21 protein-coding genes and 3 tRNA genes are annotated in these 24,159 nt (G+C 70.4%); 6 read left to right on the top strand and 18 right to left on the bottom strand.

Annotation, left to right across the window (positions count from 1 at the left end; genetic code table 11):
• Positions 1 to 39 precede the first annotated feature (39 nt).
• The 3 genes from HNQ09_RS11810 to HNQ09_RS11800 all read right to left on the bottom strand — a co-directional run bounded on the left by HNQ09_RS11810 (position 40) and on the right by HNQ09_RS11800 (position 2,105).
• Positions 40 to 549 (bottom strand): NfeD family protein, encoded by a 510-nt coding sequence (locus tag HNQ09_RS11810; RefSeq protein WP_184029483.1) that lies wholly within the window; start codon positions 547 to 549, stop codon positions 40 to 42.
• 69 nt (positions 550 to 618) lie between these two features.
• A complete protein-coding gene (gene pdxH / locus HNQ09_RS11805) occupies positions 619 to 1,269 on the bottom strand; it encodes a pyridoxamine 5'-phosphate oxidase (protein ID WP_184029480.1) in 651 nt (216 codons plus the stop codon).
• Positions 1,266 to 2,105 carry a DNA-formamidopyrimidine glycosylase gene (locus HNQ09_RS11800; RefSeq protein WP_184029476.1) on the bottom strand — a complete coding sequence of 280 codons (840 nt, stop codon included), beginning with the start codon at positions 2,103 to 2,105 and terminating at the stop codon, positions 1,266 to 1,268. The genes pdxH and HNQ09_RS11800 overlap by 4 nt, the downstream gene beginning before the upstream one ends.
• A gap of 65 nt (positions 2,106 to 2,170) precedes the next feature.
• On the opposite strand from HNQ09_RS11800, the gene HNQ09_RS11795 reads away from it, so the two are divergent.
• Positions 2,171 to 2,866: a pyroglutamyl-peptidase I gene (locus HNQ09_RS11795; RefSeq protein WP_184029474.1), complete on the top strand. Its 696-nt coding sequence runs from the start codon at positions 2,171 to 2,173 to the stop codon at positions 2,864 to 2,866.
• A gap of 18 nt (positions 2,867 to 2,884) precedes the next feature.
• Here the strand turns inward: HNQ09_RS11795 and HNQ09_RS11790 are convergent, their stop codons facing one another.
• Entirely contained in the window at positions 2,885 to 3,190 is a 306-nt protein-coding gene (locus HNQ09_RS11790) for a hypothetical protein (protein ID WP_184029472.1), read from the bottom strand.
• Between the two features lie 18 nt (positions 3,191 to 3,208).
• On the bottom strand, positions 3,209 to 4,933 hold the full coding sequence (locus HNQ09_RS11785) for an AfsR/SARP family transcriptional regulator (protein ID WP_246363317.1): 1,725 nt from the start codon (positions 4,931 to 4,933) through the stop codon (positions 3,209 to 3,211).
• A gap of 186 nt (positions 4,934 to 5,119) precedes the next feature.
• Here HNQ09_RS11785 and HNQ09_RS19175 point away from each other — a divergent pair, with 186 nt between their 5' ends.
• Positions 5,120 to 5,254 carry a hypothetical protein gene (locus tag HNQ09_RS19175; RefSeq protein WP_281378319.1) on the top strand — a complete coding sequence of 45 codons (135 nt, stop codon included), beginning with the start codon at positions 5,120 to 5,122 and terminating at the stop codon, positions 5,252 to 5,254.
• A gap of 76 nt (positions 5,255 to 5,330) precedes the next feature.
• On the opposite strand, the gene ppk1 is transcribed toward HNQ09_RS19175, so the two are convergent.
• From ppk1 to HNQ09_RS11735, 10 genes are all read right to left on the bottom strand, one after another.
• Positions 5,331 to 7,352, bottom strand: coding sequence for a polyphosphate kinase 1 (ppk1, locus tag HNQ09_RS11780; RefSeq protein WP_184029640.1), 2,022 nt, complete (start codon positions 7,350 to 7,352; stop codon positions 5,331 to 5,333).
• Between the two features lie 339 nt (positions 7,353 to 7,691).
• A complete protein-coding gene (gene fabF, locus HNQ09_RS11775; RefSeq protein WP_184029468.1) occupies positions 7,692 to 8,936 on the bottom strand; it encodes a beta-ketoacyl-ACP synthase II in 1,245 nt (414 codons plus the stop codon).
• 150 nt (positions 8,937 to 9,086) lie between these two features.
• Positions 9,087 to 9,317, bottom strand: coding sequence for an acyl carrier protein (acpP, locus tag HNQ09_RS11770; protein WP_184029466.1), 231 nt, complete (start codon positions 9,315 to 9,317; stop codon positions 9,087 to 9,089).
• Positions 9,318 to 9,432: 115 nt separating this feature from the next.
• The gene (fabG, locus tag HNQ09_RS11765) at positions 9,433 to 10,191 is read right to left on the bottom strand and encodes a 3-oxoacyl-[acyl-carrier-protein] reductase (protein ID WP_184029464.1); all 759 of its coding nucleotides are present in this window, start codon (positions 10,189 to 10,191) and stop codon (positions 9,433 to 9,435) included.
• A 58-nt stretch (positions 10,192 to 10,249) separates the two neighbouring features.
• On the bottom strand, positions 10,250 to 11,197 hold the full coding sequence (fabD, locus tag HNQ09_RS11760) for an ACP S-malonyltransferase (protein WP_184029461.1): 948 nt from the start codon (positions 11,195 to 11,197) through the stop codon (positions 10,250 to 10,252).
• Positions 11,194 to 12,237 carry a beta-ketoacyl-ACP synthase III gene (locus tag HNQ09_RS11755; protein WP_184029459.1) on the bottom strand — a complete coding sequence of 348 codons (1,044 nt, stop codon included), beginning with the start codon at positions 12,235 to 12,237 and terminating at the stop codon, positions 11,194 to 11,196. The genes fabD and HNQ09_RS11755 overlap by 4 nt, the downstream gene beginning before the upstream one ends.
• 62 nt (positions 12,238 to 12,299) lie before the next feature.
• Positions 12,300 to 13,064 carry a hypothetical protein gene (locus tag HNQ09_RS11750; protein WP_184029457.1) on the bottom strand — a complete coding sequence of 255 codons (765 nt, stop codon included), beginning with the start codon at positions 13,062 to 13,064 and terminating at the stop codon, positions 12,300 to 12,302.
• A 119-nt stretch (positions 13,065 to 13,183) separates the two neighbouring features.
• Entirely contained in the window at positions 13,184 to 14,575 is a 1,392-nt protein-coding gene (gene tig, locus HNQ09_RS11745) for a trigger factor (RefSeq protein ID WP_184029455.1), read from the bottom strand.
• 236 nt (positions 14,576 to 14,811) lie between these two features.
• Positions 14,812 to 14,897, bottom strand: a tRNA-Leu gene (locus HNQ09_RS11740).
• 54 nt (positions 14,898 to 14,951) lie between these two features.
• Positions 14,952 to 15,028: transfer RNA gene (locus HNQ09_RS11735), tRNA-His, on the bottom strand.
• Between the two features lie 177 nt (positions 15,029 to 15,205).
• Here HNQ09_RS11735 and HNQ09_RS11730 point away from each other — a divergent pair.
• The 4 genes from HNQ09_RS11730 to HNQ09_RS11715 all read left to right on the top strand — a co-directional run bounded on the left by HNQ09_RS11730 (position 15,206) and on the right by HNQ09_RS11715 (position 19,882).
• On the top strand, positions 15,206 to 16,348 hold the full coding sequence (locus tag HNQ09_RS11730; protein ID WP_184029453.1) for an acyl-CoA dehydrogenase family protein: 1,143 nt from the start codon (positions 15,206 to 15,208) through the stop codon (positions 16,346 to 16,348).
• Between the two features lie 228 nt (positions 16,349 to 16,576).
• Entirely contained in the window at positions 16,577 to 19,045 is a 2,469-nt protein-coding gene (gene lon, locus HNQ09_RS11725; RefSeq protein ID WP_184029451.1) for an endopeptidase La, read from the top strand.
• Between the two features lie 144 nt (positions 19,046 to 19,189).
• Positions 19,190 to 19,726 (top strand): YqgE/AlgH family protein, encoded by a 537-nt coding sequence (locus tag HNQ09_RS11720; protein ID WP_184029449.1) that lies wholly within the window; start codon positions 19,190 to 19,192, stop codon positions 19,724 to 19,726.
• A gap of 81 nt (positions 19,727 to 19,807) precedes the next feature.
• Positions 19,808 to 19,882: transfer RNA gene (locus tag HNQ09_RS11715), tRNA-Asn, on the top strand.
• A gap of 116 nt (positions 19,883 to 19,998) precedes the next feature.
• Here the strand turns inward: HNQ09_RS11715 and acs are convergent.
• The 3 genes from acs to HNQ09_RS11700 all read right to left on the bottom strand — a co-directional run bounded on the left by acs (position 19,999) and on the right by HNQ09_RS11700 (position 24,048).
• Complete coding sequence (gene acs, locus HNQ09_RS11710; RefSeq protein ID WP_184029447.1) at positions 19,999 to 21,951, bottom strand: acetate--CoA ligase; 1,953 nt, start codon at positions 21,949 to 21,951, stop codon at positions 19,999 to 20,001.
• 208 nt (positions 21,952 to 22,159) lie between these two features.
• The gene (locus HNQ09_RS11705) at positions 22,160 to 23,752 is read right to left on the bottom strand and encodes a sodium:solute symporter family transporter (protein ID WP_184029445.1); all 1,593 of its coding nucleotides are present in this window, start codon (positions 23,750 to 23,752) and stop codon (positions 22,160 to 22,162) included.
• On the bottom strand, positions 23,749 to 24,048 hold the full coding sequence (locus tag HNQ09_RS11700; RefSeq protein ID WP_184029442.1) for a DUF485 domain-containing protein: 300 nt from the start codon (positions 24,046 to 24,048) through the stop codon (positions 23,749 to 23,751). The genes HNQ09_RS11705 and HNQ09_RS11700 overlap by 4 nt, the downstream gene beginning before the upstream one ends.
• Positions 24,049 to 24,159: the final 111 nt, after the last annotated feature.

The raw sequence follows: 24,159 nt of genomic DNA, 5'->3' as shown, positions 1-24,159 counted from the left end.
TTGCGTTCCTCCTTGAAGGGGTAGGGCAGGAAAGGGGAATCACGCCTCGCGCCCGTCCCAGGCGCCCACGTCGAGCACGCCGCCCCGGGTGCCCAGCACGATCACGGCGTCTCCGGCACGCAGGGGGTCGTCGCTGCGGGCCAGCACATGCTCGATCTGCCCGGCGACCGTCACGGCGACCTTGCCGGGCCGCCCCGGCGCGGGGGGCACCAGCACCCGGCCCGTGCGCCCGGCCAGCCGCCCCGCCGCGCTGCCCACCTCGCCCCGCGACCGCGCCAGCCGGAAGGCGAAGGCCGTGAAGGCGCCCACCGCTCCTCCGGTCACCAGCGCGACCACCAGCCGCCCCACGCCGCCGATCCCGAACAGCCCGGCGAGCACGCCTGCCAGCCCGAAAAAGGCCGCGAAGCTCACCAGCGCCCGCAGCGAGAACCACGAGGCGAGGTCGCCAGGCTCCGGGTGGTCACCCGCCAGCGAGTGGTCGTGCCCGCCCAGCAGCGACGCGGCGAGCAGGCCGCCGCCCACCAGCAGGCACAGCAGATAAACGTCCATAGACAAGCGTGTCCTCCTGCTTTCAAGGTACGCGGCCCGGCGGGAGGAAGTTGCCGCACCTGCCGCCCCCTACGGCATCAGCCGCTCGATCCGCCAGCCCTCCCCCTCCCCTTCCCGGACGTACCGGAAGCGGTCGTGCATGCGGTTGCGGCGGCCCTGCCAGAACTCCCACTCCTGCACCCGCACCCGGTAGCCGCCCCAGAAATCGGGTTTGGGAACCGGCGTGCCCTCGGGGTAGCGGGCCTGCAACTCCGCGAACTTCGCCTCCAGCACCCCCCGGTCCTGAATCGGCGCGCTCTGCGGGTCGCTGGCGTGCGCGGCGAGCTGGCTCTGGCGGGGCCGGGCGCGAAAGTAGGCGGCGCTCTCCTCCTCGGGGACGCGCTCGACCGGGCCATAGGCGCGCACCTGCCGCTCGTGCTCGGGCCAGTGGAACAGCACCTCGGCGCGGGGGTTGACGCCCAGGTCGCGGCCCTTGTGCGAGTCGTAGTTGGTGTAGAAGGTCAGGCCGCGCTCCTCGGCGCCGCGCAGCAGCACGGTCCGCACCGAGGGCCGCCCCTCCGCGTCCGCCGTGGCGAGGCTCAGGGCGTAGGGTTCGCGCAGGCCCGCCCCGATGGCCTCGTCGAGCCAGCCCTGAAACTGGGCGAGGGGGTCGGGGTTCAGGTCGGCGCGGCGCAGCTCGGCGCGGGTGTACGACAGGCGCAGGCCGGTGAGGTCGGTCATGGGCGGTCCTCCGTTCGCAGGGGCTGACACTGCGGGCAGAAGTGGGTGCCGCGCTGCGCGAGCACGATCTTGCGGATGTCCGTGCCGCAGCGGGGGCAAGGCTCCCCCGTCTGCCCGTAGACGGCGTGGCGGCCCTGGAAGGCCCCCGGTTCGCCGTCGTGCTGGCGGTAATTGCCCAGGCCGTCACCCAGCGAGCTGCCGCCCGCCTCCACCGCCTCGTGCATGACGTCGCGCACCGCGTGGTAGAGGCGGCCCGCTTCCCCCGGAGTCAGGGCACTCTGGGCAGGATGAATCTGCGCCCGCCACAGGCTCTCGTCGGCATAGATGTTGCCTACGCCGCTCACGGGCTTCTGCGAGAGCAGCCAGGGCTTGACGGCTCCGGCCGTCGCGGCCAACCGGACAAACTCTTCTTCCCGGAACTCGTCCGAGAGCGGCTCCGGCCCCATCCCGACCAGGGTGGGCATCCCGGTATAGACGCCGCGCGGCACCACCGCCATCTTGCCAAAGCGCCGGGGGTCATGGAAATAGAGGGTGCCCGCATCGGTGGTCAGCGTGACGCGGGTGTGCGGCCCCTCCTCCAGCCGGAAGCCCCCGGTCATGCCCAGATGCACGATCAGTTCGAGGTCGTGCCCGTCTTCCCCGGCCGCGTCCGCCGCCGCGAGGTGCAGCATCAGGTACTTGCCCCGGCGGGATAGGCCGTTGACCCGCCGCCCGTGCGCGAGCTGGGTGTCGCGGTAGCGGTGCGGCGCGTCGTGCGTGACCTCCAGGATGGTGCGCCCCGCGAGCAGCGGCTCGATCTTGCGGCGCGTGGTCTCGACCTCGGGCAGTTCGGGCATACGGGTCCGAGCATACCGGCCGCGCCCGGCCGAGAAAGAGCGCGGGGCCGCCTATCCTGTCTGCCATGCCCACGCTGCTGCTCACCGGCTTCGAGCCGTTTCACACCCACCCCGTCAACCCCAGCGCCGAGGCGGCCCAGAGTCTGGACGGTCTGGCGCTGGGCGGGCTGGAGGGCGGCGGCGTGCGCGTGCAGTCGGCCCTGCTGCCGGTGGAACCGTACGCAGCGGGAGAAGCCCTGCGCGCGCTGCTGGGCACCCACCGCCCGGACGCCGTGCTGCTCACCGGCCTCGCGGCGGGCCGTCCCCAGGTCACGCTGGAACGGGTGGCCCTGAACGTGATGGACTTTGTCATCCCCGACAACGCCGGGCAGACGTACCGGGACGCGCCCGCCTGCCCGGACGCGCCCGCGCCCGCCGCCTACCTCAGCACCCTGCCGCTGCGGGAGGTGCTGGCCGCGTGGCGGGAGGCCGGGATTCCGGGGGACATCAGCAACACGGCGGGGCTGTACGTGTGTAACTACGTGCTGTACCACGCGCTCCACACGCTCGCCCGCGCGGGCCGCGCCCACGTCCCCTGCGGCTTCCTGCACGTCCCCGCCAACCCGGAAGTCGCCCTCGCGGTCCCTGGAGACCGCCCGGCCCTCCCCTATCTGCCCCAGGGCGAGATCACGCGGGCGGTGCGGGTGGCGGCAGAGACGCTGGCGCGCCGCCTGGAGCGGGTGGCATATGCAGGCGGGCGCAGCCGCCCCAGCCTCAGCTGACCCACCAGCGCCAGACGCCTACGGAAAGGGCGCCTTGCCCGCCACCCAGCCTCCCCCCGGTCCCCCAGCCCAGTGCCACTCGCCGGGGTGATCCGGTCGGCGGCCCAGGGCGTCGGCCACGGCGGCCAGAGGCACCCGGCGGGCAAAGCGGGTGCGGGCGTGCCAGGCGGCCAGCGCGGGGGCCGGGTCTCCGGGGCGCAACCCCCGCAGCGCCGCGTGCGCCCGGTTGACCGCGAGGTCGAAGAGGGCGGCAGGCACCTCGCCCGACGGGGCCGCGCCGCTGGGGTCCGGACTGTTCAGAAAGGGACGGTCAGGGGGCGGCATGGGCGGAAGCGCGCGGCGTCACGGCTGCATCCGGTGGAGTTCGACCACGTAGCGGGCGAGTTCCTGCGGCGGCGCGACCTGACGGGCGATCTCGACCCGCGCCTCCAGCACCCCGAGGTCGTAGGGATCGATGCGCAGGAACTCGTTGGCGAGGAGCAGGGCGCGGCGCAGGTCGCCTTCCTCGCGGGCGCGGGTCAGGCGCTCGCGGACCTCCATGGTGAGCAGCAGGCGCAGTTCCTCACGCAGCTCGTCGGCCCACTCGCTCTCCATCCGCAGCCCCGGCAGGAAGGGTCCCCGGTACAGCGAGAGGGCGCGGGCCAGGTCCCCTGCCGCCAGCGCGGCGCGCAGCTCGGTCACGTCCAGATGGACATGCACGTCCGGTCCCAGGCGGTAACGCGGCTGCTTGGGGCTGCCCTGCATCTCCAGCACCTCGGCCCCCAGCCGCACCCGCAGCTCACGGAACACGGCCCGGAAGTAGTCCCCGGCGGTCTTGGGATCGCGGTCGGGGTAGAGGGTCGCTTCCAGTTCGCGGCGGGTGCGGCCCGGATGCAGCGCGAGGTACACCAGCGTCAGCACCGCGCCCTCCAGGCTGAGCGCGACCGGCTCGCCGTCCCGTTCCAGCTCGGCGCGGCCCAGCGTGTGGACGCGCAGGTGCAGGGAAGACGCCCCCTGCGGCGCCTCGCTGCCGGGCACGCTGAGCTTGTCCAGCACCAGCTGCATATCGGGCGCGAGGTCCGGGTCAAGCAGGGCGCGCTGCACCAGGGGGGTGAGTTCCTGAAGGTCGGGGCGGTACAGAATCCGGTCGCGGGCGCTCACCAGCGCCGTCAGCGCCGCGCGGAAGGTGTGCAGGCTCGCCGCGTCCTCCCCCAGCCGCGACTGCGCCTCGGCCAGGTACAGCAGCGCCCGCACCCGCTGGCCCTCGCCCAACCCCGGGGCCTCCAGCGCCCGGCTCAGGTGTTCAGCCGCCTGAGCGTGATGCTGGCGCCGCCCCAGCAGAATCCCGCGCGCCTGGGTCACAGCCGGGTGCGTGGCGTCGGGGGCCAGGTCCAGCAGCACCTCCAGTGCCCGCCCATGCTGGCCCTGACGGCTGTGGAGGTCGGCAAAGCGGGTTGCCGTCCAGATCAGCAGCTCGAAATCGCGCGTGGTTTCCACGATGGCGCGCAGTTCCTCCAGGGTCCGCAGGTGGGCCGCGTGGTCTCCGGTCAGGTGGTGCAATGCCGCCTCGACGGTCAGCAGGTAGGCGCGCGGCGTCAGCGCGTCGGTCTGGTCCAGGGCTTCCCGCGCCTGCGCGATGGTGGCCTGAGCGCCCCGGAAATCGCCCGTCAGCACCTGCACGTTTGCCAGCCCGGTCAGCGCCGAGAGGCGGGCGATGGGGGTGCGGTCACTGGGCAGCAGGCGCAAGGCTTCCTGATAGAGGTGCTGAGCGCGGGTCAATTCCCCGGTCTGGACCAGCATCTGCGCGACCGTCTGGGTCACGCGGCCGATGCGCTCGTCGTCGCCCAGCGCCATATAGCCGCGCCAGGCCCGCTCACAGCGCTCCAGCCCCTCGGCCATCTGACCTGCCTGAAACTCGGCGGTTCCCCACCAGCGCAACGCCCGGAGGGCGAGTTCTCCCGTCAGGCCCGGAGTGACGGCCTCGAAATGCCGGATGGCCTCGGGGAAACGGCCCTGAAGACGCAGGAGGTTGCCGTATTCGACCCGGGCTTCAGCGTCTCCCTGCTCACTGGCACGCATCAAGGGCATCTCAGCCTCAGAAAATCGGCCTCCCCACAGAAGTGACATCCCCAACAGCCGCCACCCCTCAGGGGTCACGGGAGGGAAGTCGGTGAGGTAGGCAATCACTGCGTCGTAGCGCCCGGCATTGAAGTGCGCCTGAAGGTCTGAGAGCCGCTCCGCATCTAGAGTCATCTTTATGGTTACAATACCGCCATGCCCCTGAAAAAAATCGTGAAGCTTTTGGCGATCGTGGCGGTTTTCGGCATCTCGGTGGCGCAGGCTGGCGGGGGCGCGAACGACTACGGTATTGCCAAGCAGCCCGTTCAGCCCACCCAGCAGGGCAAGTAAGCTTTCCACCACCTCAACAACCTGGGGATGCAGGCCAAGCGCCGCATCCCCTTATTTTGGTCTTGCTCCTCCCCCGCTAGCCCGGGTGGCGCGCGTCGGCGAAGGCCTGCTGGGCGCTGAAGTCGCCCACCCGCTTCTCGTAGACGCCGTCCACGTCCAGGTCCCAGGCGCCGCGCTCGTCGGCCCACTCGGTGTCGAGGATGCGCAGGAAATGGTCGCGGTGGTGCCCGCCAAGCACCGGGGCGACCACCTCGACGCGGCGGTCGAGGTTGCGGCTCATCCAGTCGGCGCTTCCGAAGTAGACCTGGGGCTGCCCCCCGCCCCCGAAGGCGTAGATGCGGGCATGTTCCAGATAACGCCCCAGCAGGCTGCGGACCCGGACCGTCTCGGAGAGGCCGGGCACACCGGGGCGCAGGCAGCACACGCCCCGGATAATCAGCTCGACGCGTACGCCCCCGCGTGAGGCGCGGTAGAGGGCCTCGATCATGCCGGGATCGGTGAGCGAATTGACCTTGACCCGCACCCAGGCGTCCTGCCCGGCCTGCGCGTGCGCGATCTCGCGGTCGATCAGCTCCACGAAACCGGGGCGGGCGGTGTCGGGGGCCACCAGCAGCCGGGCATAACGGGCCTCGGCGTACCCGGTGAGGTGGTTGAACAGCTCGGACACGTCGGCGCCCAGTTCCGCATCGGCGGTGAGCAGGCTCAGGTCGGTGTAGAGCCGGGCGGTCTTGGGGTTGTAGTTCCCGGTGCCGATATGCACGTAGCGCCGCAGGCCCCCCGGCTCGCGCCGCACGACCAGCGTGACCTTGCCGTGGGTCTTGAGGCCCGCCACGCCATACACGACGTGCGCTCCGGCGCGCTCCAGCTCGCGCGCCCAGGAGATATTGCGCTGCTCGTCGAAGCGGGCCTTGAGTTCGATCAAAGCCACGACCTGCTTGCCGTTCTCGGCGGCGGTGCGCAGGGCGCCCAGCAGGCGGGGATCGTCGCCGGTGCGGTAGAGCGTCTGCTTGATCGCCAGCACCTGCGGGTCGGCGGCCGCCTCCTCCAGAAAGTTCAGCACGCCGTGAAACCCGTCGTAGGGGTGGTGCAGCAGCACGTCGCCCCGGCGCAGGGTGCCGAACATGGCGCCTTCTCCCTCGTCGTCGAGGTCGGCCACGGCAGGCACAAAGGCCGGAAAGGCGAGGTCGGGGCGGTCCACCGGCAGCGACATCAGGTTGGCGGTGCCCAGCGGTCCCCCCAGCCGGAAGATGTCCTCGGGCGCCAGCCGCAGCCGCTCTTGCAGGAAGGTGACGAGCTTCCCCGGCATCTCCTCGGTCACCTCCAGCCGCACCGCCGACCCGAAGCGCCTCCGCCGCAACCCGTCCTCGATGGTGGCGAGCAGGTCCTCGGCCTCGTCCTCCTCGAACTCGTAGTCGGTGTTGCGGGTCACCCGGAAGGTGTGCGCCGCGATCACGTGGCGGCCCTTGAACAGGTCGTCCAGATGCGCGGCGATCACGTCTTCGAGCAGCAGCAGCGCCCCGCCCACCGGCACCACGCGCGGCAACACGCCCACCGGCACCTTGACCCGCGCGAAGTCGGGGGCCTCGTCCTCGCCCGCGTCCAGCAACACGGCCAGGTTGAGGCTGAGGTTGCTGAGGTACGGAAAGGGATGGCTGGGGTCCACCACCAGCGGCGTCAGCACCGGCTGGATCTCGGTGAGGTAGTGCTCGCGCAGCGCCGCGCGGGCGCGCTTGCCCAGGTCGGCCACCCGCACCAGCCGCACCCCCTGGGCCGCCAGGTCCTTGAGGGTCCGGCGGGCCGCCTGCTCGATCTGGCGCAGCATCCGGTGGGTCCGCTCGCGCACCAGCCCCAGCGCCTCGCCGGGGCGCAGGCCATCGGGACTCGTCGCCTGCACGCCCGCCGCGATCTGGCGGTGAATGCCCGCCACCCGGACCATGAAGAACTCGTCGAGGTTGCTGCCGCAGATCGCCGCGTACTTCAACCGTTCCAGCGGCGGATTGCGCCCGTCGCGCGCCTCGGCCAGTACCCGCTCGTTAAAGGCCAGCCACGACAGCTCGCGGTTGAGAAAGGGGCTGTCCGGATTCGCCACCGTGCTCATGGTCCGCGCGGTGTCCCCGCCCCGTTCGGCGTCGGCGGCGGTCCGGGCGACCCGGCGGCGCCGGGCCTGGCGCGGGTCAGGAGCGGCGGGCGGGGCGGATTTGGGGGCAGACACGGGGAGACCTCACAGAACTCGCAGAAGAAAGGGAAGCAGCGCTGGAACGGGCGCCGAGGAGGGAGAAAAGCGGCGCGCGGGGGCAAGGCCCCGGTTTGAGCGTAGCAGACCCGCGCCCATACGCCCTTTACCGCTCGGCAGGAGTTCGGCGCCGCCGGGTAAGGCGACGAACCTGACCCGGCAGCGCCGAAGGGCGGCTTTCCCGCAGAGGGAATTTCTCCCCGGTCAGACCCGCCGGAACAGCAGCGCCGCGTTTTGCCCGCCGAACGCGAAGGAGTTGCTCAGGGCGTACTCGACCTGCACCTCGCGCGCGCCCTCGGGGATGTAGTCGAGGTCGAGCAGCGGATCGGGGTCGGTCAGGTTGATGGTGGGGGGCAGGACGCCGCCGTGCAGCGCCTGCGCGACCGCGATGGCCTCGACCGCCCCGGCGGCGCCCAGCAGATGCCCGGTCATGGACTTGGTGGAGCTGACCGCCAGTTCGTGCGCGTGGGCGCCGAAGACATGCTTGATGCCCTGGGTCTCGTGCAGGTCGTTGAAATGGGTGCTGGTGCCGTGCGCATTGATGTACCCCACCTGCTCGGGGTTCACGCCCGCCGTCGCCAGCGCCATCCGCATGGCGACCTGCGCGCCGCGTCCCTCGGGGGCCGGGAGGGTGATGTGGTGCGCGTCGGCGCTGGTGCCGTAGCCCACGATCTCGGCGTAGATGGTGGCGCCCCTGGCCTTCGCCTTCTCGTATTCCTCCAGCACGACCACGCCCGCACCCTCGCCCAGCACGAAGCCGTCGCGCGAGGCGGAAAAGGGACGGCTGGCCTCCTGGGGCGCGTCGTTGCGGGTCGAGAGGGCCTTCATGTTGGCAAAGCCCCCGATGGCGATGGGCGTGACCGACGCCTCGGTGCCGCCCGCCAGCATGGTGTCGGCCAGGCCGAGCTGGATGTAGCGCGCCGCGTCCCCGACCGACCCGGTGCCGGTCGCGCAGGCGGTGACCACCGTGCTGCTGGGGCCGGTCGCCCCGTAGCGCATCGCGACGTGCCCGGTCGCCATGTTGGCGATCATCATCGGGATGAACATCGGGCTGATGCGCCCGGGACCGCGCGTGTGCAGCACCGCCGCCTGTTCCTCGAAGGTCTTGACCCCGCCGATGCCCGAGCCGATCACGGCGCCGGTGCGCTCGCCGCGCAGGTCTTCTTCGGTCAGGCCGCTGTCGCGCACGGCGAGTTCCGCCGCCGCCAGGGCGAGCTGCACGTAGCGGTCGAGTTTGCGGGCCTCACGGGGGTCCACGAACTCGGAGAGGTCCTCGCGCACCTCGCCCGCGATCTTGCTCGCCACGTCGGCGGGGTCGAAATGCGTGATCGGCCCGATGCCGCTCTTGCCCGCGCGCTGCGCCTGTGCAAACGCCTGCGCGCCCGTCCCGAGAGGCGTCACCGGCCCCAGCCCCGTGATGACGACCCGCTTGAGTCCCGTGATGGTCATGCTCTCCCTGCCTTCCTGCGGGGGCGGCGCCGCTGACCCCACCCGCGCGAACTCCTGTGCCTGCGGCGAAAAGGAGCCGGGCGGTGCAGGGAGTCTTGCCCCCCCGCGCCGCCCGGTCCCAGCTCGCGTTTGCCTGCTGCGCGCCCGGACTTACTGCTGGGCGCCGATGTAGTCGACGGCGGCCTGCACGGTGCGGATCTTCTCGGCGTCCTCGTCGCTGATGGACACGCCGAACCGGTCTTCCAGACCCATGATCAGCTCCACCGTCTCCAGGCTGTCGGCGCCCAGGTCCTCGACGAACCGGGCTTCGGGGGTCACCTTGTCCGCGTCCACGCCGAGCTTGTCGACGATCACGTCTTTCACGTCCTCAAAAGTTGCCATGTTGAATACCTCCTCGAAACTGAATTCTCGCGCCAGTCTACACGCGCGGCCCGCCGCTGCGAAAAAGCCTGGACGGGGTTCAAGCGCCCAATGTGGCGTGCCCGGTGTGGGCCGTTCAGTGGGGCGACAGCCCCCCGTCCACCCCGATGGTCTGCCCGGTGATGTACCCGGCCGCGTCGGAGGCCAGGAAGGCGACGAGGGCGGCGACTTCCTCGGCCCTGCCGAAGCGGGCCAGGGGGATGCCGCCCAGATACGCCTTCTGCACGTCCCCGGGAAGCTGCGCGGTCATGTCGGACTCGATGAAGCCCGGCGCGACCGCGTTCACGGTGATGCCGCGCCCGCCGTACTCCTTGGCCAGCGCCTTGGTCAGCCCGATCAGTCCGGCCTTGCTCGCGACGTAATTGGCCTGACCGGGATTCCCCATCAGCGCGACCACCGAGGCGATGTTGACGATGCGTCCCGAGCGGGCACGCATCATGTGCTTGAGGGCCGCGCGGCTGGCCGCGAAGGCGCTGCCCAGGTTGGTGTCCAGCACGGCGTCCCAGTCCTCATCCTTCATGCGGACGGCGAGGGTGTCGCGGGTGATCCCGGCGTTGTTGACCAGCACGTCGAGGCGGCCCATGTCCTTGATCACGGTCTCGACCAGCGTTCCGGCATTCGCGGGCACCGAGAGGTCGGCGCCGAAGACGGCCACCGGCACGCCGAGGGCGCGAATCTCTTCCGCGACCTTTTCGGCTTCCGCCTGGTTGCGGCCGTAGTGAACGGCCACGCCGAAACCTGCCCCGGCGAGCGAGAGGGCCATCGCGCGGCCCAGGCCCCGGCTGGAGCCGGTCACGAGGGCGATCTTGTGGGGTTGGGATTCAGCTTGGGTCATGACACTCCTTGGAAAAAGGCAGCCAGCGGGGAGCCGCCAGCCACCCCCGGAAAAAAGCTCAGGGCTGGGCGCTCGCCGCCGGCAGCGCGAAGTCCCGGACCTGCTCCACCGTCCCGACGTTCAGCGTGCGGGCGTCGGGCAAAATCCGCTTCACCAGGCCGGTCAGCACCGTGCCGGGGCCGAACTCGACGAACAGGTCGGCCCCGGCGGCCGCCAGCGCCAGAATCGTCTCCACCCAGCGCACGCTCCCGGTGATCTGGGCAGCGAGCAGGCCGGGCAGCGCCGCAGGGTCGAGGTTCGGCGCGGCCGTGACGTTGGCGTACACCGGAAAGGCCAGGGGGGCAAAGGCCGCCGCGTGCAGCCCCGGCGTCAGGGCGTCCTGGGCAGGCTGCATCAGCGGGCAGTGAAAGGGGGCACTGACCTTGAGGGGGATCACCTTGAGGCCGCGCGCCTTGAGTTCGGCGGCGGCGGCGTCCACAGCCCCCCTCTCCCCCGAGATCACGGTCTGGGTGGGCGCATTAAAGTTGGCAGGCTGGACGATGCCGGAGGCTGAGGCGCACACCTCGCGCACGGTTTCCGGGTCGCCCATGACCGCGCTCATGGCGCCGAGGCCCGCTGGCACGGCCTGCTGCATCAGTTCGCCGCGCCTGCGCGTGAGCCGCAGCGCGTCTCCGAGGTCCAGCGCTCCGGCGGCCACCAGGGCCGAATACTCGCCCAGCGAGTGCCCGGCGGCGAAGGCAGGGGTCAGGCCGGTCTGCGCCTGCCACGCCCGGTAGGCCGCGACCGACGCGGCGACGAGCGCGGGTTGCTGGTTGGCGGTGAGGGTCAACGCCTCCAGTGGTCCCGTCTCGATCAGTGTCCGCAGGCCGGGCAGGGCCGCTTCGGCCCCGGCGTACACGGCCTCGGCCCCGGGGAAGGTGGCGGCGAGGTCCGCCCCCATGCCGACCGCGTGCGAGCCTTGCCCGGGAAACAGCGCCGCGATGCGGACGCTCAGGGGAGCGCTCACGCGGTTACCCCGGCCGCCGCCTGGGCCTGCCCGGCGACCAGACTGGGCGCCCCGTCCCACCACTTCATCGTGCAGGCGGCCCAGCTCAGGCCTCCGCCGAATGCGACGAGCAGCAACTGGTGCCCGCCGTGCACCCGCCCGTCGTCGAGGGCCTCGCGCAGGGCGAGCGGCACCGTGGCGCTCGACGTGTTGCCGTAGCGGTCAAGGTTCACCACTGTCTTGCTCATGGGCACCCCGAAGCGCTCGTTGGCCGCCTCGATGATGCGGACGTTGGCCTGGTGGGGCACGACCCAGTCCACGTCGGCGCTGCTCAGGCCACTCTTGGCGAGAACCTCGGTGCCGCTGTCGCCCAGCACCCGCACGGCGAACTTGAAGACCTCGCGGCCATTCATGCCCACCGACTCGCCCATCTCGAAGCCGCCCGGCAGCCGGGGCGCGGCGCAGCGCAGGTACAGGCTGGAACCGCCTGCTCCGTCCGCCCCCAGCACGAACTCCTGGAACCCGTACCCCAGGGGCACCTCGCCCACCACCGCCGCGCCCGCGCCGTCGCCGAAGAGAATCGCGGTGTTGCGGTCGTCCTGGTCGACGATCTTGGACAGCGCCTCGGCGCCGACCACCAGCACCCGGCGCGCGGTGCCTGCCAGGATCAAACCCTGCGCCACGCTCAGGCCGTACACGAAGCCGCTGCACGCGGTCGAGAGGTCAAAGGCGGCGGCCCCCGTCAGGCCCACCTGCATGGCGATCAGCGCCGCCGTGGACGGCATCAGCGCGTCGGGGCTGACGGTGGCGCAGATCACGGCGTCCACGTCCCGCAGCGCGTCCGGGTCGCGCGCCAGCAGGTCGCGCACGGCGGCCACCCCCACGTCGGAGGTGTACTCGTCAGGGGCGGCAAAGCGGCGCTCGCGGATGCCGGTGCGGCTCTCGATCCATTCGGCGTTGGTCTCGATGCGGGCCTCGAACTCCGCGTTCGTCACGATCCGGCCCGGAACGTAACTGCCCAGAGCGGTGATGCCCAGAGAGGAGCGTGGGGAAGGGGTCATGCCCAGACGCTAACATTCTTTGAACAGCTGTTCAATCAATTTGGGGCGGGTCTGGACGGGGTTCAACCGGCTGCCGATTCGCCTGGCGGCAGCGCACCCGGCGGCGGGGCAGCGCTCGCCCGAGCGAACCGTAGGCTGTACTCGAGGACCAGCAGTTCCAGGCCCGTGGTCAGCACCGCCGCCAGGAGGCCCGGCCATCCGCCGAGGTCCCCGGCAGCAGCCAACTGCGTCAGCGTCAGCAGGAGGCCGACCAGCAAGCACAGCTGTCCGGCGCGGACCCAGGCCGTCAGGACAGGCAACCGGGGCGAGAGCCGACGGGCCTGCGCCGCCGGGTCGCCCTGCGTGCGGCTGTGGGCCTCCACCCAGCCGCGCAGCTCCGCCAGCAGGCCGACGCTGACCACGGCGCCCACCGCGCTGAAGCCCAGGGTCCACCACGGTTGGCCCTTCCAGCTGGCGGCCAGCGCCTCGTCGGCCCACAGCCCCAGCCGCAGCCGGGCGGCGACCTCACTGCCCAGCAACCCGATCGCCCCAGCCAGGGTGAACACCAGCCAAACCGCCGCCCAGCGCCTCACCCGCACCCGGTCGGTGTCGGTCGCCCGCTGCGCCGCTGCGGCCCGCAGCCAGCCCACGTACCGCCAGTACGGCAAGAACACCAGAGGGGAAAAGGCCAGCCCGAACACCCCCCAAAACAGCGGTGGGATGTCCTCCAGCCCCGTCTGGGGCCAGGTCAGCACCACCTCCAAAAGCTGCGCCAGCACCAGGCCCCCGATCAGCCCGGTCAGCAGGCGGGCCAGGACGAGTGGGGGGCTGGCCGAGGAGAGCGCCATGCTCCACCTTACTCAGCCCAGTGGGGAAACGGGGCCGCAGGTCCAGCAAGCGAGCGGGGGGCGCGCCCCTCTTCGGACACGCCCCCCCTCTCCCCTGCCCCCGCCGGGGGCCGAGCAGCTTACTCGCTCTTCTGTTCGGTCTGCTCGGTCTGCTGCTCGCCCTGCTCCGGAGCGCCCTCGGCCGCGCTGCCCTGCCCTTCGGCGGCCGGAGCCTCGGCGGGCGTTTCGGTCGCCTCGGTCCCCTCAGCCTGCGCCTGCTGCGTCTGGGCCTGCGCCGCGCCGCTCAGCTGCCCCAGGGCCTGCTGGAGGGCCTTTTCGCGCACCAGGCTGACGTAGTAGGCGTTGATGCCGTTGGGGCCGAGCTGGGTGCTGAGCTGCTGGGGGGTCAGGTTGTTGGCCTGGGCCAGCCCGCTCATGGTGGCGTTGAACTCGGCGTCGCTGACCTGCACGTTCAGGTCCTCGGCCAGCTGCTCCAGCGCCAGGTCGCGCTTCACGCGGCTCTCGGCGTTCTTGGCGAGGTCGGCCATGAATTCGCCCAGCTTGTCCTGCTCCTGCATGAAGGTCTCGTACTCGCTCCACTTCACGCCCTGGCGGCCCAGGTCGTCGCGGATCTCTTCCAGCATCGCTTCCTTGCGGCGGTCGAGCAGCGCCTGGGGAATCTCGGCCTGCATCCCCTCCACAAGCTGGCCCACGAACTCCTCGCGGCGGGCGGCGTCGCCCTCCTGGGTCGCGCGGCGCTCCAGCTCGGTCTTCAGGTCGGCGCGCAACTTCTCCAGCGAGTCGAAGTTCAGGCTCCTCGCGAACTCGTCGTCCAGGGCCTGAAGCTGCTTGGTCTGCACGCCCTGCACCCGCACGCGGACCGTGTGCTCAGGATGCTCGTGGTCGCCGTGACTGTGCGCGGGCACGGTGATCTCGACCTCGTCACCGACGTTCTTGCCGAGCAACGCGTCGCGGACATGGGCCTCGGCCACGTCGAGGTAGACGGGGTAGGACCCGCCCTCCTCGCCCAGTTCCTCGATGGTGACCTGGTCTCCGGCCTCGATGGGACGCTCGGCGGCGCTGAAGGTCGCGTTGCGCTCCTGGAGGTCCGAGAGGGTGCGCTCCAGCACCTCGTCGGTGATGTCGGGCGCGGCGGCCGTGAGCTGTGCCGAGCGCCAGTCGCCCAGCGTGACTTCCGGGTAGGTCTCGCCGCGCACCGTGAAGGTGAAGGTCTGACCGCTGGCGAGGGTCTCGGGGTCGATCTGCGCGTCCACCAGGTTGAGCTTCAGCTCGCGGGCGGCCTGCGGGTAGTGGACCTGAAGCAGGCGGTCACGGACCTCGTTTTCCACGTAGCCCTTGCCCACCCGGCCTTCGAGGACCTTGCGCGGCGCCTTGCCGGGCCGGAAGCCGGGCACGCGCACGTCGCGCGAGAGTCCGGCCCAGACCTGCTCATAGGCGCGGCTCACCTCTGCGGCAGGCACCGCGACCCGGAAACTTACCTTGTTGCCATCTCTACTGATCAGCTCTGCCATGACGTCTCCCATCTTGCCGCCACCCTCATAGCGCGCTGGGCGCGGTGTGGCGTTTTCCTCGTGTGCCTGTGTCGGCGGTCCCCCGCCGGAAAGGGGCGCGGGCGCGCGACATGCCGCCGCGCATCATAGTGCCTCGGGCACCCGGCGCGCGACTGCGCCCCACCGATGCCGGACAGGCACGCAGCAGGCGGCCCGCCGGGACTCCGGGGGCCGCCAAATCCGCTTTCAGACAAGTGTGGTGCGAGGAAAGGGACTTGAACCCTCACTCCCTACGGGAACCAGATCCTAAGTCTGGTGCGTCTACCAGTTCCGCCATCCCCGCACGTCAGAAACAAAAAAGCCCCGGGGGCCGCGCCTGGCAGCTCCCGGGGGGTGTTGGGGTGGATTAGGGGACTTGAACCCCCGGCCTCCGCTTCCACAGAGCGGCGCTCTAACCAACTGAGCTAAACCCACCGCACGCGCCCTCGCGGGCTTACACATCTTAGTTGGGGGGAGGCGGGGTGTCAATGCGCGAAAGAGACGGGCGCGAAAAGCAGGGCGGACGGCATCCTTGGCTTTTGCCCCGGCCCACCTCCCACGACCCACGGCCACTACCCACGGCCCCCCCGCAGGCGTAGCCTGTCCCCACCTATGGATTTCAATCTGCCCGAGGACCTGCGGGAAGTGCAGGGGACCGTCCGCGCCTTCATGCTGGACGTGGTCGAACCGCGCGCCCACGAGATCGAGGCCACCAACAGCGTGCCGCCCGAGCTGCTGCGTGGGGCCGCCGACCTCGGCCTGTTCGGGCTGAGCATTCCCGAGGAGTACGGCGGCGTGGGCCTGAGCGCGCTGGGCCGCTGCGCCGCCTACGAGGCGCTGGGGCAGGGGCACATGGGCTTCGGCGGCGTCATCAGCGCGCACGCCTCCATCGGCACCAGCGGACTGGTGCGGCTGGGCACCGAGGAGCAAAAGCGCCGGTTCCTGCCGCGCATGGCGACTGGCGAGTGCGTCGCGGGGTTTGCCATCACCGAACCCAGCAGCGGGTCCGACGCGGCCAACATCCGCACCCGGGCCGAGAAGCGCGGCGACGTGTACGTGCTCAACGGCACCAAGCACTACATCTCCAACGCGCCCATCGCGGGCCTGCTCACGGTCATCGCGGTCACCGACCCCGCCCAGGGCACACGCGGCATGAGCGCCTTTCTGGTCGAGCCGCAGCGCACGCCCGGCGTCAGCATCGGCAAGATCGACGAGAAGATGGGGCAAAAGGGGGCGCTGTCCGCCGAGGTGATCTTTCAGGACGCCGAGATCCCGGCCGCCAATCTGCTCGGCCCCGAGCACCTGGGCTACCGCGAGGCGCTGGGCATCCTGACAAACGGGCGGGTGGGGATCGCCGCGCGCTCGACGGGCGCGATGCAGCGCCTGCTCGACCTCTCGGTGGCGCACGCCCAGACCCGCGAGCAGTTCGGGCAACCCATCGGCGAGTTTCAGGCGGTGCAGTTCATGCTGGCCGAGATGGAGATCGCGATTCAGACCAGCCGCCTGCTGTGGCAGAAAGTCGCCTGGATGGTCGATCAGGGCCAGGACGTGCGCCGCATGGCGAGCGTCGCCAAGTACCACGCGACCGAGATGCTCTCGCAGGTCGCCGACCGGGCCGTGCAGGTCGCGGGCGGCATGGGCTACATGAAGGACTCGCCCGTCGAGCGCTACTACCGCGACCAGAGATTGCTGCGCATCTACGAGGGCACCAGCGAGATCCAGAAGTTGATTATCGCCCGCAGCCTGCTGGCCTAGGCGGGGGCCACACCCAACACTAAACGTTGAGTCAGGCTGACCCGTACGCGGCGTCAGGCGCCAGGGCGTACCGTTTTGGCGTGGCAGACGCGCTCCAGGCCACCCGGCACGCCCCCGTGCGTGCCTTGTGTGCTCAACGAAAACTTGATATAGTTGCACTCAAGTTTCCTGGCATTTTCGTCGCCGGTAGACCCCTCCCCAGAACGATCTCGGGCGAAAGGAGCCTCCATGCCCACCGAACAGACCCCCACCCCGCTGCCCGCCAACGTGCCCGTGTGCCCGGTGCGCGGCAGCGTCATCTACCCCACGATGGTGCAGCACATCGACGCCAGCCGCGCGCTGTCCATTCAAGCGATCGAGGCGGCGATGCAGAGCGACAAGGTCATCCTGATCGTGTCGCAGCGGGACAAGGACGTGGACGACCCGCAGGGCGCCGACCTCTACGACGTGGGCACCGCCTGCAACGTCCTGCGCGTCCGCAAGAACCCCGACGGCACCGTGCAGATGCTGGTCGCCGCCGTCTCGCGCGCCAAGGTCACCCGCTACACCCGGGGTGACTTCCTGCGCGCCGACGTGGAGGCGCTGCCGACCGAGACGGGCGACCCGGTGGAACTCCAGGCCCTGGCCCGCGAGCTGCGCGAGAAGTTCGACCTCGTCGCCGGGGGCGGCAAGGTGAGCGCCGAGAGCGTCCAGGCGATCCAGGGCAAGGACGATCCCGGCGAGATGGCCGACCACATCGCCTTTAACCTCGACTTCAAGCTGGAAGACAAGCAGGCGATTCTGGAAGCCGCGCGCCTGACCGACCGGGTGCGCCGGGTGCTGACCCTGCTGGACACCGAGCAGGAAGTGCAGGCCGTGCAGGCCCGGATTCGCGCGCAGGTCAAAGAAGAGATCGACAAGAACCAGCGCGAGTACTACCTGCGCGAGCAGATGAAGGTCATCCAGAAGGAGTTGCAGGGCAGCGGCGAGGACGGCGAGGACGCCGACGAGGCCGAAGCCTTCCGCACCAAGATCGACGCGCTGGAGCTGAAGCCCGAGATCAAAAAGGAGATCGACCGCGAGATCAACCGCCTGGCGCGGATGCACCCCGACGCGGCCGAGGCGTCCGTGATCCGCACCTACCTGACCTGGGTGACCGAGCTGCCCTGGAACGTGCGCAGCGACGACCGCCTCGACGTGCAGGAGGCGGCCAAGATCCTGGACGAGGACCACTACGGCCTGGAGAAGGTCAAGGACCGGGTGCTGGAGTTCCTGGCGGTGCGCCGATTGCGCCAGGAACGCGCCGGGCGCGGCGAACTCGACGCCGCCGAGGTCAACAAGGGGCCGATTCTGGTGTTCACCGGGCCTCCCGGGGTGGGCAAGACCAGCATCGCGCAGTCCATCGCCAAGGCGCTGGGGCGCAAGTACGTGCGGATCGCGCTGGGCGGCGCCCGCGACGAGTCGGACATCCGCGGCCACCGCCGCACCTACATCGGCGCGATGCCCGGCCGCCTGATTCAGGGCATGCGGACGGCGGGCACCAAGAACCCGGTGATTCTGCTCGACGAGGTAGACAAGCTGGGCAGCTCCTACCAGGGCGACCCCTCGGCGGCGCTGCTGGAAGTTCTGGACCCCGCGCAAAACCAGCACTTCACCGACCACTACCTGGGCGTGGCCTTTGACCTCAGCGAGGTCATGTTCATCGCCACTGCGAACTACCCCGAGCAGATTCCGGCGGCACTGATGGACCGCATGGAGGTCATCGACTTCTCCTCGTACATCGAGCAGGAGAAGCTGGAGATCGCCAAACGCTACCTGCTGCCCCGCCAGCTCACGCAGAACGGCCTCAAGGCCAACCAGATCTCCTTCACCGACGCGGCGCTGGAGAGATTGATCAGCCACTACACCCGCGAGGCGGGCGTGCGCAACCTGGAGCGCGAGATCGGCACGGTGGCCCGCAAGGTCGCCCGCCGCATCGCCACCGGGGAGGTCAAGCGCGTCAAGGTCACCGACAAGGAACTCGACCGCTACCTGGGCCAGAGCCGCTATACCCCCGAGACGGAAGGCAACGAGGACAAGGTGGGCGTGTCCACCGGCATGTTCTACACGCCGGTCGGCGGCGACATCCTCTTTGTCGAGACCTCGGTGATGCCTGGCAAGGGGCTGGTGCTGACCGGCCAGCTCGGGGACGTGATGAAGGAGTCGGCCCGTGCGGCGCTGACCTACGCCAAGAGCAACGCCGAGCGGTTTCACCTCGACCGCGAGCGGATCGACAACTCCGAGATTCATATCCACGTGCCCGCCGGGGCGATTCCCAAGGAAGGCCCCAGCGCGGGCGGCGCGATGGCGACTTCTCTCATCTCTGCGCTGAGCGGGATTCCTGCCCGGCACGACGTGGCGATGACCGGCGAGATGACCCTGACCGGGCGTTACCTGCCCATCGGCGGCCTGAAGGAAAAGGTGCTGGGTGCCCGGCGCGCAGGGATCAAGCACATCATCATGCCCAAGGCCAACGAACCCGACCTGCGCGACATCCCGCTGCACCTGCGCTCCTCGATGCGCTTCCACCCCTGCGAGACGCTGGACGAGGTGCTCGACGTGGCCCTGGTCGGCGGCCTGAAGGCGCTGGAGACTCCGCGCGACGGCAGCGGCGTCACCCCCCCGCCCCCCGCCAGGGGGCGCAAGACGGCCCGCCGCAGCCCTGGCGCGAGCGCGTAAGCCCCGCTTCTCACCCGGCCTCCCGTCACCCCCGTGTGGCGGGAGGTTGTCGTGGGCGCCGGGGCAGCGGGGGGTCTCCGCGCAGGCCCAGGCTTCGTTCATGGCCGGTAGCCCCGCGCCCCCGGCCCCCTTATCCTGTGGGAGATGACCGTGCCGCTGACGTTTCTGGTCGCCAGCCCCCACCTGCGGGGCAGCGCCTTCGAGGGCGCCGTGATTCTGCTGCTGGAGCATGACGAGACCGGCGCGATGGGCCTGCTGATCAACGCGCCGCTGGAACAGCGCGTGCAGGACCTGCTGCCCGACGCTCCCGCAGAAAGCGGGACGGCTGGCAGCGCCTGGGCGGGCGGCCCGGTCGATCCCGGCGTGGGCTGGTGCCTCTACCGCCGGGCGCTGGACCTGCCGGGCGAGGTGCGGCTGGCGCCCGAGTTGCTGGTGACCAGCAGCCTGGACGTGCTGCACGCGGTGATGGCCTCGGGGCAGCCCTACATGTTGCTGCTGGGTTACACCGGCTGGGGACCCGCCCAGCTTACCGAGGAGGCGCGCGAGGGCACCTGGCTGTGGGTAGAGCAGGACACCCCGGAGCTGCTGTGGGACGTGCCCGCCGGGCAGCGCTGGCAGGCGGCGCTCGACCGCCTGGGCGTGAACCCCCGCACGATCATGCCGGGTGGCGCCCAGGCCTGAAGCCCAGGCTTGCAAAGCGGCGAGGGCGCGTGCTACTCTCCCTCTCGCGCCTGAAACGGCGCAGACGCCACCCGGCAGTATTCGGCAGTAGCTCAGTGGCAGAGCATCCGACTGTTAATCGGACGGTCGTTGGTTCGACCCCAACCTGCCGAGCCAGCAAGGAAGCCCCCAGCGATGGGGGTTTTTCCTTTGGCCTGCGCGCCTGCCGCGCGCCGTTCCCCGGGTTGACGGCGCTAGCCGGGGGAAGGGAACGTCTCCTCCCCCGCCCGACCTCAGGTCGTCGGGGTGGCGGCCAGGCGGTCGAGGACGCTGGGGTCTTCCAGGGTGCTGGTGTCGCCCTGGACCGGCTGCCCGGCAGCGATCTGGCGCAGGAAGCGGCGCATGATCTTGCCGCTGCGGGTCTTGGGCAGGGCGTCCGCGACGATGATCGCGTCGGGGCGGGCCAGGGCGCCGATCTCGCGGCTGACGTGGGCGCGCAGGGCGGCGGGATCCACCTGCTGGCCGCTCTGGGGCAGCACGAAGGCGACCACGCACTCGCCCTTGACCTCGTCGGGGCGGCCGACCACGGCGGCCTCCGAGACGCTGGGGTGCGCGACCAGCGCCGACTCGATCTCCATGGTGCCCAGGCGGTGCCCGGAGACGTTGAGCACGTCGTCTACCCGGCCGATCACGGTGACGTAGCCGTCGGCGTCGCGGCGGGCGCCGTCCCCGGCGAAGTACACGTGCGGAATCTCGCTCCAGTAGCTTTTGCGGTAGCGCTCGTCGTCGCCGTAGATCGTGCGGAGCATCGAGGGCCAGGGCCGCTTGATCACCAGCAGGCCGCCGTCGTCGGGGCCGAGTTCCTCGCCCGCATGGGTCATGATGGCGGGTTCGACGCCGAACATCGGCAATCCCGCGCTGCCGGGCTTGCTGGGGTGCGCGCCGGGCAGGGTGGTCAGCATGATCGCGCCCGTCTCGGTCTGCCACCAGGTGTCCACCACCGGGCAGCGCCCCCCGCCGATCACGCGCCAGTACCACATCCACGCTTCAGGGTTGATCGGCTCGCCCACCGACCCCAGCAGACGCAGGCTGCTCAGGTCGTACCTGCCGGGCACCGCGTCCCCCTGGCGCATAAAGGAGCGGATCGCGGTCGGGGCGGTGTAGAGGATGCTCACGCGGTGCTTTTCCACGAGCTGCCAGAAGCGGCCCCAGTCGGGGTGGTTGGGCGCGCCCTCGTACATCAGCACCGTCGCGCCATTCAGGAGGGGGCCGTACACGCTGTACGAGTGCCCGGTCACCCAGCCCACGTCGGCAGTGCACCAGTACACGTCCTCCTCGCGCAGGTCGAAGACCGTGCGGGTGGTCAGGTAGGTGCCCACCATGTACCCGCCGGTCGTGTGCTGCACGCCCTTGGGCTGCCCGGTGCTGCCCGAGGTGTACAGCAGAAAGAGGGGATGCTCGCTGTCCAGCGCCGCCGCCTCGTGCTCGTCCCCGGCGGCAGCCAGCGCCTCGTGCCACCACACGTCGCGGCCCGGCTGCATGGGCACGCCGCAGTCCGCGCGGCACACCACCAGCATCTTTTCGAGGCTGGGGGCACTTCGCGCGGCCTCGTCGGCGTTGGCCTTGAGGTTCACGAGGCTGCCCCGGCGCTGCCCCGCGTCGGCGGTGATCAGCACCTTACTCTGCGCATTGGTGATGCGGTCGGCCAGCGCCGAGACCGAGAAGCCGCCGAACACGACGCTGTGAACGGCCCCGATGCGGGCGCAGGCGAGCATGGCGACCGCCGCTTCGGGAATCAGGGGCAGGTAGAGGGTCACCCGGTCGCCCTTTTGCACGCCCAGCGCGGTCAGCGCGTTCGCGGCCCGGCTCACCTCGCGCAGCAGCTCCGCGTAGGTGAGGGTGCGGACCTCGCCGTCCTCGCCCTCCCAGACAATCGCGCGTTTGTCGCCGCGCCCCGCTTGCACGTTGCGGTCGAGGGCGTTGTAGGCCACGTTGGTCTGGCCGCCCACGAACCAGCGGGCGTGCGGTTCTTCCCAGTCGAGCACCCGCTCCCAGGGGGTCATCCAGGCGAGTTCCCCGGCGACCTCGCTCCAGAAGCCGTCGGGGTCGTCGAGGCTGCGGCGGTACATCTGGTCGTACTCCCCACGCGAGACGCGGGCGCGGGCCACGAAGTCCCCGGGAGGCGCGATCACCCGGCGCTCGTGCAGCAGGTTGTCGATGTGGTCGTTGACGGGGTGCTCGGACATGGGAAGCCTCCGGGAAAAGAACGCCGCTCTGGCGTCTGGAACGGGCTGCCGGGATGCGTGTGGGGCCACTCTAGCGCCGGGGTCGGGAACGGGGGGTCTGCTGTTCCGCCGGGGGTACTGCACCGGATTCAAGCTCAGGACCTGCGGGTTCGGCGCTGGCACGCGACCCCCGGCACGAGGCCGGGGGTCGGGGCCGGGGCCGCGCGTCTCAGTCGTGCGCCGCGACCGTGCCGTCAACTCCGGCCCCGGTGTAGGCGCGGAACTGCATCTCCTCAAAGGCCTGCTCGTCTTGCCCCTCGCGGCGGCGGGCGCCGATCAGGGTGCCCAACGCGGCGAAGGCGAAGCCTGCCGGGATGGACACGATGCCGGGGTTCCCCAGCGGGAAGAGGGGCGCGGCCTGGATGGGGTGACGGGCAGTGAGCTTCTCGGGCGGGTCCACGCCCATGATGTTGGGGCCGACCGCGATGAGGGCGAGGCAGGTCAGAATGCCGCCCACGATGCCCCAGATCGCCCCGGTCGCGTTGAACCGGCGCCAGAACAGCGTGAAGAGAATCACCGGCAGGTTGGAACTCGCGGCGATGGCAAAGGCCAGCGCGACCAGAAAGGCCACGTTCTGCGACTGCGCCAGCAACCCCAGCCCAATCGCGATGATGCCGACCGCGACCGTGGCGAGCCGCGCCACCCGGAACTCCTCTTTCTCGGTGGCCTGGCCCTTGCGGATCACGCCCTTGTAGATGTCGTGGGTAAAGGAGGTGCTCGCCGCGATGGTCAGCCCGGCCACCACCGCCAGGATGGTCGCAAAGGCCACCGCCGTCACGAAGGCCAGCCCGAACTCGCCGCCCACGGTCCCGGCGCCGCCGAACAGCTCCTGCGCCAGCAGCGGCGCGGCCATGTTGCCCGCCGCGTTCGCTTCCGCGATGTCCGCGCGGCCCACCAGCACGTTCGCGGCGTTGCCCAGGAAGGCGGTCATCACGTAAAAGGCGCCGATCAGGACCATCGCCCACACCACGCTCTTGCGGGCGTCCTGCGCGGTGGGCACGGTGTAGAAGCGCACCAGGATATGCGGCAGCCCGGCGGTGCCCAGCACCAGCGCGAGACTGAGGCTGATCAGGTCGATGGGGTTCTTGTACAACACGCCCGCGCCCAGGAACTCGGGGCCGTTGAGGCGCTCCACGTTGCCCAGCAGGTTGGAAAAGCTCCAGCCGAAGGCGTTCAGGATCAGCACGGTCATCACGATGGTGGCGAACATCAGCAGCACGGCCTTGATGATCTGCACCCAGGTCGTGGCGAGCATCCCGCCCACCACCACGTAGATGATCATCAGCACGCCGACCAGCGGGATGGCGAGGCTGGGCGTCAGCACCCCGCCCGACAGCAGGCTGATGAGGGACCCGGCGCCCACGACCTGCGCGATCATGTAAAAGGCGCTCACGACGATGGTGCTCACGGCCGCGTAGGTCCGCACACGGGGGTCTTTCAGGCGGTAGACCAGCATGTCGGCCAGGGTGTACTTGCCGAGGTTCCGCAGCGGTTCGGCCACGATGAACAGCACCGTGAGGTAGGCGATAAACCAGCCCACCGAGTACATGAAGCCGTCGTAGCCGTTCAGGGCGATGAGGCCGGTGATCCCCAGGAAGGACGCCGCGCTCATGTAATCTCCGGCGATGGCGATCCCGTTTTGCCCCGCGCTGATGCGCCCGCCCGCCACGTAAAAGTCACTGGCGCTGGTGTTGCGCCGCGAGGCCCAGAAGGTGATGCCCAGCGTGATCGCCACGATCACGGCGGCCAGCAGGAAGGTCACTGGAGGGCCTCCCGCGCCAGACGGTCAAAGGTCCTGGCCTTGACCACGTAGATCGCCGCCATGATCCAGCCCATTGCAAACTCGGCGAAGGCGAACACGTACCCGAAGGTCACGTTCCCGAACACCTTGGTCGCCATCAGGGGCTTGTTGTACCCGGCCAGCACCGGCAGCAGGAAGTACAGCACCAGAAAGGTCACCGTCATGATGACCGTGAAGCGGTTGCGCTCGGCCACCAGCCGGGCGTAGGCCGGGTTGCGTGTCGGCGCGGTGGTGGACGGCAGACGGGAAACGGTCATACGGACCTCCGGAACAGGCAGCGACGTGGAGAGAAGGAGGTGGGGGCGCAGGCCGCAGGGGCCGCGCGGCTGAATTGCTGGATCGCCTCGCAGGGTAGGACTGCCTTAACG

It is taken from the genome of Deinococcus budaensis (assembly GCF_014201885.1).
Lineage (GTDB): Bacteria > Deinococcota > Deinococci > Deinococcales > Deinococcaceae > Deinococcus > Deinococcus budaensis.
Note: the sequence above shows the minus strand (reverse complement) of the source record. Positions and strands in the feature narration are given on the sequence as shown.